This window comes from Massilia sp. GER05, assembly GCF_052056005.1.
In the GTDB taxonomy this organism is placed as follows: Bacteria; Pseudomonadota; Gammaproteobacteria; order Burkholderiales; family Burkholderiaceae_D; genus Telluria; species Telluria orientalis.
In genome coordinates this window covers 5,484,572-5,497,419 of the sequence record NZ_CP178858.1, presented here as the reverse complement: position 1 = coordinate 5,497,419, position 12,848 = coordinate 5,484,572, and the positions used below count along the sequence as shown (strand labels likewise).

Annotated in this window: 9 protein-coding genes; 4 read left to right on the top strand and 5 right to left on the bottom strand. The window is 69.4% G+C overall.

The window, feature by feature from the left end:
* Positions 1-35: 35 nt before the first annotated feature.
* The 4 genes from ACL58G_RS24350 to ACL58G_RS24335 all read left to right on the top strand — a co-directional run bounded on the left by ACL58G_RS24350 (position 36) and on the right by ACL58G_RS24335 (position 5,374).
* The gene (locus ACL58G_RS24350; RefSeq protein WP_413387999.1) at positions 36-2,387 is read left to right on the top strand and encodes a beta-galactosidase; all 2,352 of its coding nucleotides are present in this window, start codon (positions 36-38) and stop codon (positions 2,385-2,387) included.
* Between the two features lie 13 nt (positions 2,388-2,400).
* Positions 2,401-3,510, top strand: coding sequence for a glycoside hydrolase family 43 protein (locus ACL58G_RS24345; RefSeq protein WP_413388000.1), 1,110 nt, complete (start codon positions 2,401-2,403; stop codon positions 3,508-3,510).
* Positions 3,507-4,553, top strand: a complete 1,047-nt coding sequence (locus ACL58G_RS24340; protein WP_440963459.1) for a LacI family DNA-binding transcriptional regulator — start codon at positions 3,507-3,509, stop codon at positions 4,551-4,553. The genes ACL58G_RS24345 and ACL58G_RS24340 overlap by 4 nt, the downstream gene beginning before the upstream one ends.
* A 98-nt stretch (positions 4,554-4,651) precedes the next feature.
* Entirely contained in the window at positions 4,652-5,374 is a 723-nt protein-coding gene (locus tag ACL58G_RS24335; RefSeq protein ID WP_440963458.1) for an SDR family oxidoreductase, read from the top strand.
* Here the strand turns inward: ACL58G_RS24335 and ACL58G_RS24330 are convergent.
* Genes ACL58G_RS24330 through tssM form a run of 5 tightly spaced genes read right to left on the bottom strand, consistent with a single transcriptional unit; the run spans position 5,336 to position 12,834 of the window.
* The gene (locus tag ACL58G_RS24330; protein WP_440963457.1) at positions 5,336-6,205 is read right to left on the bottom strand and encodes a LysR family transcriptional regulator; all 870 of its coding nucleotides are present in this window, start codon (positions 6,203-6,205) and stop codon (positions 5,336-5,338) included. The genes ACL58G_RS24335 and ACL58G_RS24330 overlap by 39 nt on opposite strands.
* Positions 6,206-6,233: 28 nt before the next feature.
* Positions 6,234-7,268, bottom strand: coding sequence for a type VI secretion system protein TssA (gene tssA / locus ACL58G_RS24325; protein WP_440963456.1), 1,035 nt, complete (start codon positions 7,266-7,268; stop codon positions 6,234-6,236).
* A gap of 19 nt (positions 7,269-7,287) precedes the next feature.
* Positions 7,288-8,082: an OmpA family protein gene (locus tag ACL58G_RS24320; protein WP_440963455.1), complete on the bottom strand. Its 795-nt coding sequence runs from the start codon at positions 8,080-8,082 to the stop codon at positions 7,288-7,290.
* 1 nt (position 8,083) lies between these two features.
* On the bottom strand, positions 8,084-9,070 hold the full coding sequence (gene tagF, locus ACL58G_RS24315; protein WP_440963454.1) for a type VI secretion system-associated protein TagF: 987 nt from the start codon (positions 9,068-9,070) through the stop codon (positions 8,084-8,086).
* On the bottom strand, positions 9,067-12,834 hold the full coding sequence (gene tssM / locus ACL58G_RS24310; RefSeq protein ID WP_413388009.1) for a type VI secretion system membrane subunit TssM: 3,768 nt from the start codon (positions 12,832-12,834) through the stop codon (positions 9,067-9,069). The genes tagF and tssM overlap by 4 nt, the downstream gene beginning before the upstream one ends.
* Between the last annotated feature and the right edge of the window lie 14 nt (positions 12,835-12,848).

Genomic DNA, 12,848 nt, shown 5'->3' with positions numbered 1-12,848 from the left:
GGCCGTGCCGGTTTTTTTCTTTGGATACCGACCACATGACCATCAGTTTCCAGCGCCGCCGCCTGTTGCAGCGCGCGGCTGCATCTGCTGCGCTCTTGCCGTTTACGGGCACCCTCCACGCGGCAGCCTCGCACCGGTTCGCGATCGGCGACCACGACTTCCTGCTGGACGGGAAGCCGATCCAGATCCGCTGCGGCGAGATGCACTTCGCGCGCGTGCCGCGCGAGTACTGGTCGCACCGCCTGAAGACCATCAAGGCGATGGGCCTGAATGCCGTCTGCGCCTACCTGTTCTGGAACTACCACGAGTGGCGCGAAGGGCGCTACGACTGGGCCGCCCAGCGCGACGCCGCGGAATTCTGCCGGCTCGCTCAGCAGGAAGGCCTGTGGGTGATCCTGCGTCCGGGCCCGTATGCCTGCGCCGAGTGGGAGATGGGCGGCCTGCCGTGGTGGCTGCTGAAGCACGACGGCCACGCGTTCCTGCGCACGCGCGACGAAGCCTATCTCGCGCCGGCGCGGCGCTGGCTGAAGGAAGTCGGGCGCGTGCTCGGCCCGCAGCAGGTCACGCACGGCGGTCCGATCCTGATGGTGCAGGTCGAGAACGAATACGGCTTCTTCGGCGACGACGTGGGTTACCTGCGCGTGCTGCGCCAGGCGCTGCTGGATGCCGGCTTCGACGTCCCGCTGTTCCAGTGCAATCCGACGAATGCCGTCGCGCGCACGCACATCCCCGAACTGTTCACGGTGGCGAACTTCGGCAGCGATCCGGCCGCCGGCTTCAAGGCGCTGGACGCCGTGCAGAAGGGCCCCCGCATGTGCGGCGAGTATTACTCAGGCTGGTTCGATACATGGGGCTCGCCGCACCACGGCGGCGGCGTCGAGGGTGCGACGAAGGACATCGCCGCGATGCTGAAGGCGAACGGTTCGTTCAGCCTGTACATGGCGCACGGCGGCACGACGTTCGGCCTGTGGGGCGGCTGCGACCGTCCGTTCCGGCCCGATACGACGAGCTACGACTACGACGCGCCGATCGGAGAAGCGGGCTGGATCGGCGAAAAGTTCGACGCGTACCGCGCGGCGATGACGCCGTTCCTCGCGCCGGGCGAAACGCTGCCCGAGCCGCCGCCGCGCATGCCCGTCATGTCGATTTCCCCGTTCGCGCTGGCCGAGTCCATGCCGGTGAAGACCGCGCTACCCGCGCGCGTGATCAAGGCAGTATCACCGAAGCCGATCGAGCAGTACGACATCAGCCGCGGCCTCGTCTCGTATCGCGTGACCCTGCCGGCCGGTCCGGCGGGCGTCGTGGAAGTGGCGCGCGCGCGCGACCTCGCGTGGATCACGCTCGACGGCAGGCAGGTCGGCACGTTCGACACGCGCTACCGCCGCTACAAGGTCGACGTACCGGCGCGCGGCAAGCCGGCCGTGCTCGAGATCCTGCTGTACACGATCGCGCGCGTCAACTTCGGCGTGGAGATCCATGACCGCAAGGGCATCCACGGTCCCGTCACGTTCACCGCGAAGGGCGGCACCGCACAGCCGCTGGAGAACTGGGAAATCCGCGCCATCGATTTCGATGCGGACGGCGTCCTGCCGCCGCTCGCCTTCAAACAAGGCTGGGGCAAGGGCGCGGCGTTCTACCGCGGCGCCTTCGATGCCGCGCGCACCGACGATACGTTCCTCGACATGGCGGCCTGGGGCCAGGGCGTCGTCTGGGTCAACGGCCGCTGCCTCGGCAGGTTCTGGAGCATCGGCCCCACACAGACGATGTATCTGCCGGGACCGTGGATCCGCAAGGGCCGCAACGAGGTCGTGGTACTCGACCTGACGGGACCGCGCGGGCAGGGCACACCGACGATCGCGGGACGTACGACCCCGATCCTCGACCAGCTGCACCGCGAGCGCGACCTGCCGCGCCCACCGAGCACCGTCCGCCTGCAGCTGGACGGCGTGAAGCCGGCGCACGACGGCGAATTCGCGCCCGGCTCGCAGACGCAGGACGTGCGCTTTCCCGCTTCGGTGAAAGGCCGCCAGTTCTGCCTGGAGGGACTCGACGCGTTCGACGGCAAGCCGTATGCGGCCGTGGCGGAGCTGGCCCTGCTGGACAAGGACGGCAAGACGCTCGACCAGTCCAACTGGACCATCGCCTGGGTCGACAGCGAGGAAGCGACGAAGGAAGACGGCGGCGCGCTGAACGCCATCAACGGCCAGAACAGCGATTACTGGATCACGGCGGACAAGGCCGCGTACCCGCACCGCCTCGTGATCGACCTGGGACGGCAGATGGACGTGGCGGGGCTGCGCTACGTGCCGCGCCAGGGGCCGGACGGCACCGCGGGACGCATCCGCCGCTTCCGCGCCTACGTGGGCGACAGGCTGGTGGTGGAATAATCGAGGAGACGCAATGAAAGTATTCCTGGCAGCCGCGGTCCTGGCCGTGGCGACCCACGCGCAGGCCGGCGACGTGTTCCGGCCCGGCGCAATCTGGCCCGACGACAAGGGCGTGCACATCAATGCGCACGGCGGCGGCATCCTGCGGCACGACGGCGTGTATTACTGGTTCGGCGAGCACAAGGTCGCCGGCACGGCCGGCAATCGCGCGCAGGTCGGCGTGCACGTGTACAGTTCGCGCAACCTGACCGACTGGAAGGACGAGGGCATCGCGCTCGCCGTCACCGACGACCCCGCGAGCGACATCGTGCGCGATGCGATCATCGAACGGCCGAAAGTGATCCGCAATGCAAAGACGGGCAAGTTCGTCATGTGGTTCCACCTGGAGCTGAAGGGCAAGCGCTACGACGCGGCGCGCGCCGGCGTGGCCGTCGCCGACAAGGTGACGGGGCCGTACGTGTATCAAGGCTCGTTCCGGCCGGACGCGGGTGCATGGCCGGTCGATGTCAAGCCCGACGACAAGGATGCCGCCACGTCCTTCCTCGCGCGCGACTTCGCGGGCGGGCAGATGTCGCGCGACATGACCTTGTTCGTGGACGACGACGGCAAGGCCTGGCAGTTCTACGCGTCGGAGGAAAATCACACGATGCACGTGTCGCGCCTGACGGACGACTACCTGCGTTCGGCCGGACAGTACGCGCGCGTGAAGCCGAACGGCGACGACGAGGCGCCGGCCGTCTTCAAGCACGGCGGCAAATACTACCTCGTGACGTCGGGCCTGACGGGCTGGGCGCCGAACGCGGCGAAGTCGTACGTCGCGGACAACCCGCTGGGTCCGTGGACGGCGCTGGGCAACCCGGTGCGCGGCACGCCGGAACAGCAGAAGATCACGTTCGGCGGCCAGTCGACCTACGCGCTCACCCTGCAGCGCAACGGCTGCACGCGGCATATCCTGATGCTCGACGTGTGGCGCAAGGAGAATGCCATCGACGGGCGCTACGTGTGGCTGCCCATCGAATGGGAAGGCGGCAAGCCGGTGGTGCGCTGGCGCGACCAGTGGACGCTGGCGGAGATGGACAAGCTGCCTTGCGACGGGCCTGGCGCCATGGGAGGCAATCGATGACCGAACCCGGCAAGACCGACCGCTCTGCGGGCGGCGCGACGGTGTGGGACGTCGCCAGCCGGGCCGGGGTCTCGGCCATGACCGTCTCGCGCGTCATCAACGGCAATACGAGCGTCAGCATCAAGAACCGGGAAAAGGTGATGCGCGCGATCGGCGAACTCAATTACGAGGTCAATGTGGCGGCGCGCGCCGCGCGCATCGGTACACTCCGTGTCGGCCTGTTGTACAGCAATCCCAGCGAGGCCTTCCTCAGCGCGTTCCTCGTCGGCGCGCTCACCGAGTGCGGCCAGAGCGGCGCGCACCTGATCCTCGAACACTGCGACAACCTGAAGAGCCAGCGCAAGGCGATCGACCGCCTGATCGACGGCGGCGCCGACGGCATCCTCGTGCCGCCGCCGCTGTGCGATTCGAAATCCGCCCTCAAGATGCTTGCGGAACTGGGCATCCCGTCCGTCGCCGTGGCCACGGCGCGGCCGTCGCCGCGGATGTCGGCGGTGCGCATCGACGACTACGAAGGCGCGCTGACGATGATGCGGCACCTGCTCGCCCTGGGCCACACGGACATCGGCTTCATCAAGGGCGACCCGGAGCACACGCCGACCCAGCTGCGCTACCAGGCATTCATCGATGCGATGCGCGGCGCGGGCCTCGACGTGCCCGCCGAGCGGGTGGCGCAGGGCATGTTCACCTACCGTTCCGGCTTGCTGGCGGCGCGCGAGCTGCTCGGGCAGCCGACCCGGCCGACCGCGATCTTCGCCAGCAACGACGACATGGCGGCCGCCGTCATCGCGGTGGCGCACGGGATGCACCTGCAGGTGCCGGACGACCTGACGGTCTGCGGCTTCGACGACACGCCCGTCGCGACGACCGTGTGGCCGGAACTGACGACGATCCACCAGCCGATCACGGACATGGCGCGCAGCGCCGTCGCGCTGCTGATCGAGCATGTCCGCGCCCAGCGCTCGGGTCACGCCTACGACCGGCGGCACCAGCTGATGCCGTTCACGCTGGTGGTGCGGGAGTCCACCTCGGGGGCCGACTGACGGTCATCGGCGTTGCCGATGGCGCCGATCGGTTTTTCCCGTTTCTCTTTCCGGTACGGTGCGCCGACAATCGCGCCATCGATGTCACGGGAGGGGAAATGAACAAGGAAAAGGTATTGGTTGTCGGCGGCAGTTCGGGGATGGGACTAAGTCTCGCGCGGTCGCTGCTCGCGGACGGCAGCGCCGTCGTCATCGCGGGGCGTTCGCCCGACCGCCTGGCACGGGCGCGGGCCGCGCTGGCCGACGTGGGCGACGTCCACACGGTCGCTGCCGATATCACGCGGGAGGACGACGTCATCCGCCTGTTCGGCGAATGCGGCCACCTGGATCACATCGTGTCCACCGCCGCGGACATCGAAGGCGCTTATGAACTGCTGCCCGACCTGGCGCTGGCCGCGGCGCGCAAGGTCTTCGATTCGAAGTTTTTCGGGCCGCTGCTGTTGGCGAAGCACGGTACGTCCCGGCTCGCCGCGCACGGCTCCATGACGTTCACGTCCGGGATCGCGGCCTACCGCCCGGCGCCGCGCGGGTCCGTTGTCGCCGGCGTCAACGGCGCCCTCGCGTCCCTCGCGTACGCGCTGGCCGTCGAGCTGGCGCCGATCCGGGTCAACGTCGTGTCGCCGGGCTGGGTCGACACGCCGATCTGGCAGCACGTCGCGGGCGCCGAGGCGCCGGCCCGGCTGGACGCCATGGCGCAGAAGCTGCCGGTCGGCCGCATCGGCCGGCCCGACGACATCGCCGACGGCATCCGCTTCCTGATGCGCAACGGCTACGCCACCGGTTCAGTACTGCATCTCGACGGCGGCCACCGCCTCGTGTAACGCGGTTATCGCGGACGACGCCCGCGCGCGCCAGGCGAGTGAGAGGGGCACCGTCGCGCCTTCGCCACGCCAGGGCACCATCGCGACGCGCGCGTCCGCGAGCGCGGGCACCATGCGTGGCACGATGGCGCAACCGAGGCCCCGTTCGACCATGCGAACGATCGCCGCCACGCTGTCGGACTGCCCGGCGATGACGGGTTCTCCGTCCACGCGCGACCGGAACGCCGCCTCGAACATCCGGCGATAGGCGCAGCCCGGCGCCGTCACGAGAAAGCGCTCGTGTGCGACGTCGTCGTGGCCGGCGCTCGCGCGCGCCGCCAGCCGATGGCCGGGCGGCACGATCAGCATGAGGGGCGCATGGGCGATCACGCCGCATCGAACGCCGTCGTCGTGCGGGCGCGTACCGAAGAAGAGGGCGGCGTCCAGCGTGCCGTCCTTCACCTGCGCATGCAGTGTCGACGTCTGCGCCACGGTCACGCGGACGGCGATGTCCGGGTGGGTGGCCGCCATGCGCGCCACGACGTCCGGCAGGAATGCGGCGGCGAGGGTCTCGATGCCGCCCACCTCCAGCGTCCGGCATGCGCTGCCGGCCGCGGCGAGGACGGCGGCGCGCGCCTCGTCCGCCAGGCCGATCAGCCGGTCCGCGTAATCGAGCAGGCACGCGCCCCCGTCCGTCAACGCGAGCCTGCGGTTCGAGCGGTCGAACAGGGGCACGCCGAGGTCGGCCTCCAGCGCCTGGATCTGTTCCGTGACGCTCGATTGCGTGCGGTGGATCTGCCGCGCGGCCTCGCTGAAGTTCAGCGTGCGGGCCACGCGGACGAAGGTTTTCAATCGTTTGAGGTCCATGGTGCGGAAGAGTTTACCCCGCCGGCGGTACCCCCAGCATTTCCTCGAGATGCGCCAGCGCCCCCTGGTCCTTGACCACGGAGCGCAGCCACGTGTGCAGATCCTGCTCGCCCGCCGCCGCGGCCTTCTCGACGAAGTACGACACGGGGCTGTGCGGTTCCGTCTCGCGGAAGAATTTCGCGATCAAACGCAGCTGCGCGATCGCGTCCGTGCGCGAGCGGATCGCGCCTGCGACGACGGCCTGCGGCTGCGGCGCCGTCACGACGGCTTGGGCTCCAGCGGATGGTTCTGCGGGCGCTTCCGGGGGAACAACGGCCTGCGGTGCGGCCGCGGGCGCCGGCAGTGTGTGCAGCAGCGCCTGCACGGCGTCGCGCGCCTGCGAAAAGCCGGGACTGTCCTGGCCGAGGCGTGCGTCGGCCGCGCGTTCCAGTTGCGCGAGCGCGTCCAGGCAGTTTTCCGCGTCCGCGCGCATGCCCTCGATGAAGGCGGTGGAGTTGCCGCGTTTTGCCGCTTCCATGTCGGCCAGGCGCGGCGCCGTGTCTGCCTCGCCGCCGGCGGCGGCGCGGCGGCGCGCGGCTTCGAAATCGACGGTGGAATACGCGGTGCCGCGGCCTTCGGTCAGCGGCATCTCGCGCACGAGGGCGCGCGTGCGCGACAGGATCCACGCGAGGTTGCCGATGCGCTGTTCCTGGTCGCCGCCATCCGCTTCCGGATACAGGCCCAGGTCCCAGTAACGTTCGCACAGGCCCGCCAGTACGCGGAAGCCTTCGCCCAGGCCGCGCAGGTGGTGGCGCTTGGCGGCGGCTTCCGTCAGCCAGACGGCGAGGCGCAGGTCCTTGGTCTGTTCGGCCAGCAGGCGCGCGCAGCGGTCGACGACGAAGCCCCAGTCGGCCTCCTTCAGGTCCGTCACCCATTCGCCCTGCGCGAGCGACGGGTCGTCGAACTGGCGCGCGCGGGCGATGGCGTCCAGTTCGGGCGAGAAGGCGAGGTCGGCGCCGCACGGGGCGGCGGCGGAGATCGGGGCGAGCAGGGCGTCGGCGGTGAACATGGTGTCTTTCAATGGAAAATCATTGCGCGAGGCGGAATTCGATGCGGCGGTTGCGCGCGCGGCCCTCGGCGGTGTCGTTGCTGGCGATCGGGCGGTCCGGGCCCTGGCCGCTGGCGGACAGGTTCTCTTCCGCGATGCCGTGCGCGGCCAGGTAGGCTTTCACCGTGGCGGCGCGCGCCTGGCTCAGGCTCACGTTGCTGGCGCGCAGGCCGGCGCTGTCCGTGTGGCCGATGATCTCGATGCGGCGGCCCTTCAGCTTCTGCATCGCCGCGACCATCTCGTCGAGGATCGCGCGGCCGGTCGGCGTCAGGGTCGCCTTGCCGCTCTCGAATTCCACGGTGCGGTTGGCCAGCGTGTTGTCGAGCAGGGCCTGCTCGGTGGCGGCGACGCGCAGGCCGTTGTTGACGGTGTAGGTCGGGTTCAGGTTGGTGGCGACGTTGCTCGCGATGCGCTGGCGCAGCGCCTCGTTCGCGACTTCGCCGCGCAGGCTGACGTTGCTGCCGTCGATCCTGAGCTGGCCGCGGCTGATCTGGCGCAGGTCCGGCGTGATCAGCTTCTGCACGTAGCCGTTCCAGTTCGCGGGCATGGCGACGGGGCCGATGGCGATCTGGTCGACGACACGGTCGGCGCCGTAGACCTCGCGCAGCTTCGCGAGCACGGCGGCCTTGGTCGCCTCGTCCGGCACGGTGCCGCTGGCCGTGACCTGGCCCGGTTGCGCGGCGGCGGGGGCGGGCGCGGTGTTCTGCGCGGCGGCGATGCCGGCGTGGCACGTGACGAAGAACGCGAGGAGGGCGCGCTGGGTGAAGATTCGCATATCAGGTTCCGATGAATGCCGCGGCGACGGAATCGAGCGCGGACTTGAGGGACAGGCTGCCCTGCGCCAGCCAGGCGGAGAGCTTGCGCACGGCGTAGTCGCCGTCGACCTGGTCCTCGACCCATTCGAGGTCGGCGAAGCCGATGAGGTGGTCGAGGCCCGCCTGCGGGTCGATGAGCGTGCGCAGCGTCTGCGCCGACGCGCCGGAAAAGCCGACGACGAGCGCCGGCCGGCCGTCCAGCCGCGTGACGAACAGCGCCAGTTCGAAGTCGGCGCGCGCGAGGAAGGGCGCGATCACGTGCATCCAGAACGCGGCCACGAGGTTGCGGTGGATGGGGTCTTCCGGCAGCGGCAGCACGAGGCTTTTTTCCAGGCGCCCGGACCCGCTGGCCAGCACCGGCTGCAGCAGCATGCCCAGCGCCAGCAGCACCTGGCGCGTGGAGACGGCGAAGCCGGCGCCCGCCAGCAGCGCATCCAGCGCGGCGATCGTCTGCACTTCCAGGAAGTCGTCGAACGCCGGGTCGTATGCGGCGGCGCGCAGGTCCAGGTCGATCGGCTGGCTGCTGGCCGCAAGCAGCGGCGCGGCCGGGTCGCCCGCGTTGCGCACGCCCGCCGTCAGGGTCTCGAGCCGGCACCACAGGCGCGTGAACACGAGCGGCGTCGTGGGCAGGAACGCGGCGGGTTCCGCGATTTCCATCGCGCCGGCCATCAGGAACGGATAGCGGCGGCTCGATTCGTCGCTGCTCGCCACGATGTGGCCGCCGATCGCGTGGCGCCGGCGCGGGCCGACGAACGCGAAGTGCAGCGGCGCGGCGGTGTCGTACGCGAGCTTCCAGCGCGCGTTGGTGCTCATCAGGTCCATCGCTTCCGACAGCCAGTCGTCCAGCACCTTGAGGAGGGCTGGGCTGGCGCTGCCGCGCACGAAGTCGCCGCGGCTGGGCAGCTTGCCGAAGTAGCCGACGCTGACGGGGGTCGTGAGGCGGCTCATTGCGCAGCTCCCGCCAGCGCCGTCTGCACCGGGGCGGTGCGCGGCGCCGTGATCGTTTCCGGCAGGCGCAGGCGCTTGAAGCCCTGGCCCGACGTGGACGCCTGGACAGGTGCGGGCGCCGGCGCGGCCGGCAAGACCTTCAGGTTCGCCGTCACGGTGACGCCGCCGGCCTGCCACGACAACTCGAACGCGCCGTCGGGCTTGCGCTTGCGCTGGGCCGCGTCGATCATTTTCTTGAGGCCGAAGTGGCCCGGTTCGTCCAGTATAACGACGTTGCGGCCTTCAGGCGTCAGCGCGGTGATCTTCGCGCCCGGCACGCCCTGCGGATTCGGCCACACCATGTGCACCCAAGGCTGCGGCTGGCCGCGCCAGCGCAGCGACTGGCCGTCGATCTCCAGCGTGAATTCGGTCGCGCCCTGCGTGCCCAGCGCCTGCAGGTCGAAGCGCGTCTGCGCCTCGCCGCCGCTGCTCGCCGCGGCATTGGCGACGCCGCCGGCCGCCAGCGGCGCGACCCAGCCCGGGAAGCTCGCGACGACGTTCGGGGCGAGGTTCACGCCCATGTCCGCCCACGTGCGCGGGCTGAGCGAATCGCCGCGGCGCACGACCAGCGGACCCACCGTCGTGTTGAAGAATTTCGCGATGGCGCCGTCCGGGCCGAAGATCTGGCCGATCTCCGCATTGCTCGCCTCGGCCTTGGACTCCGTCGAGAACGGATACTTCGTCGCCAGGTCGCGGTTGAACGGTTGTACCACCTGCGCCGCCCACACCTTGTTGATCTCGGCTTCCGCCGGCCGCACGATCACGGCGAACGTCTGCATCAGCGGGCGCACGAGCACGGGGCGCAGCGCCTGGCGCTGGGCGTCCGTCATCCCGACCAGCATCTGCTCGTCCACGTATTTCAGCGCGTCGGCCAGTTCGGAACCGCTGCCGTCCAAGGTCTGCTGCATCAGCTGCTTGGCGCCGGGGCCGGGGTCGCCCTGGTTCTTGATCTGGTTGAAGCGGGCGCGCAGCTTCGACAGGTTGTCGACGTAGCCGCGCATCAGCGACGCGTCCTTGTCGCGCGCGACCACGAGGCGGGCGACGCCGGCGAATTCGCGGCCCACGGGGCCCAGCGCCGGGGTGGACGCGGCTTGTGTGCCTTGCGCCGGCAGGCTGACGTTCACGATGGCCGGCTTCTGGCGCAGGATCGTCTCGCGGAACCACCCCGTCAGGCCGCTTTGCGCGCGCTGCAGCGTGGCGCCGGCCAGGGTCGGGTTGTCCCACGACGTCTGTTCGTACACGGTCGACACGAGCTTGTTGATGGGCGAATTCTGCGGATCGCCCAGGCGGTTCATCGCGGCGGCGGCGCCGTCGAACCCTTCCAGGTCCTTCACCGTCACGCCCTGCATGAACTTCTGCCATTCGCGCGCGTATTCCGCCTTGTACAGGTCGACGAGCGATTTCTGGATCTGTTCCGGGCTGCCCTCCAGCGTGAGGTCGTCGCGCGCGGCGGTTTTCAGCACCCAGTCGGCGCTCTGCAGCTCGCGGTTGGCGGCGTCGCGGAACGCCTGCTGCACGAAGCCTTCCCACGCCTGGCGCGTGAAGGCGCCGGAGATGGCGTAGCTGCCGAGGACGAGGTCCTTGTCCTGGTCGCCGACGATGCGCGCCACCGTGATCGACGGATAGCGCGTGGCGGCGCGCGCCTTCACGTCCGCGTACACGCGCTCCATCGCCGGCATGCCGCGCACGACCTTGCGCAGGCTGTCGCGGGTCTGGTCGACGAGCGCGAGGCGCGTGTCGATGACGGGCCACGACGGGTCGTTCACCTGCGCGAGGTAGAACGAGATCATGCGCTCGGCGCTGCGGATCATCTGCTCGCGCGGCATCGCGCCGCGGTTCGATTCCAGCCAGTTGCGCCAGAAGCGCGTCAGCTGGTCGTTCAGGTGGGCGCTCTCGGCGCGCGATTTATCGCCCAGCATCAGGTACGTCTTCAGCGCGTTGTACGCGTCTTCGGTATCGGCGGGCGACGCGTCCTTGAATTGTTGCGGCGCGTCGGCGGCGGGCGCGGTGGTGCCGGCGGGCTTGTTCAACGGCTGCAGCTGGCCCGCGTTGCCGTTCACGTCGGCGAGGTACGATTCCAGCGATTGCCCGACGGGCTTCAGCATCAGTTCGCGCACGCCGGCGAAGTACTCTTCCTTCAGTTTCCGGTTCAGCAGGTTGCCCTGGTACAGGCCGAGGCTGAGGCTCAGCGGGCGGTGTTCGGCATAGCGGTCGAGCTGCTCGATGCGGTCCTGCAGGATCTCCAGCGCCTGGAAGCGCGACTGCAGGTCGAGGCTCTTGCTCTGCACGCGGATCGCCTGGTCCAGGTCGGCCTGGACGTTGGCGACGAGCTGGCGGTTGTTCATGTACGACCAGCTCCAGCCTCCGAGCGCGAGGCCGACGATGGCCGTCGCGGCGAAGAACGCGGCATAGCGCAGGCGCGTCTTGGCGGGGCTGGCGTATTGCGCGACGAGGTCCTTGTCGGCGAAGATCACCTTGCGGAACAGGTTCAACAGGAAGTAACCCTGCTGCTGGTGCTGGTCTTCGTGCGCGGGCGGCGCGAGGCGCAGGTCGAAGCGCTGCGCGACGCGGGCGGACGACGTCGACACCGTCTCGCCTTCCTGCAGCGCGCTCGTGAAGTAGAAGCCGCGGAACACGGGCTTGAACTGGAACGGGTTGTCCTCGAACAGCGTGGCGACGAACGCGCGCAGCGCGGGCTTGATCGACGCGAATTCGAGCGGGAACGTGAACACGCCGGACGGCATGCTCTCGCGCCGCTGCAGCGCCATGTTCGCGAGGCTCAGTTCCTTCAGGCCGTCGTACAACTCGTCGAAGCGGGCGTCGAACTGGTCGAGCAGGCGTTCGCTCGTCACGTGCTGGTCGTAGGGCAGCGTCGCGCCCCACACTTTTTCGCGCTCGGCGCGTTCGCTGTCCTGGAAGAATTCGTTGAAGCCGTCGATCAGGTCGGCCTTCGTGAACACGACGTAGACGGGGGCGTGCACCTCCAGGCGCTCCGTCAGTTCCTGCACGCGCTGGCGCAGGTTCTTGGCCAGGTTGATCGCGAACTCGGGACGGTTGCGCGTGAGTTCCGCGATGCTGACGGCGATGATCACGCCGTTGATCGGCGCCTTGCGGCGGTGCTTCTTGAGCAGGTCGAGGAAGCCGAACCACTCGGCGCGGTCCTGGTCGACGACGGAGTAGCGCCCGGCCGTGTCGAGCAGGATGCCTTCGGTCGTGAAGAACCAGTCGCAGTTGCGCGTGCCGCCCACGCCCTGCACGACCTTGCTGTCGGCGAAGGGGAATTGCAGGCCCGAGCTGGCGATCGCCGTGCTCTTGCCGGCCGCCGGGTTCCCGATGATCATGTACCACGGCAGTTCGTACAGCGCGGCGCTGCCGGACAACTGGCCCAGCTTGGAGCCCTTGATCGTCGCGATGGCGTCCAGCAGCCGCTTGCGGATCACTTCCGTCTCCTGGCGCTGCGTGGCGTCGGGGACGGGTCGATGTTGGTCCTGGTTGGCCTGTTGTTCGAGCATGTCGCCGATCTGTCCGGCCTTTCTCGCATGGCGCCAGCGGCGGAACAGCCAGACGGCGGCGCCGACGGCGAGCGCGATGCCGAGCACGATCCACGGCAGCGAGGCAGGCCATTGCAGCAGCCGCGCGGCCACGAACAGCAGCGCGGCGAAAGCCACCCAGCCGATGACGGCCAGGCTGGTGCGGGTGGTCAGGAAATCCCAGATTTTTTGCATGATTACGAGAGTGT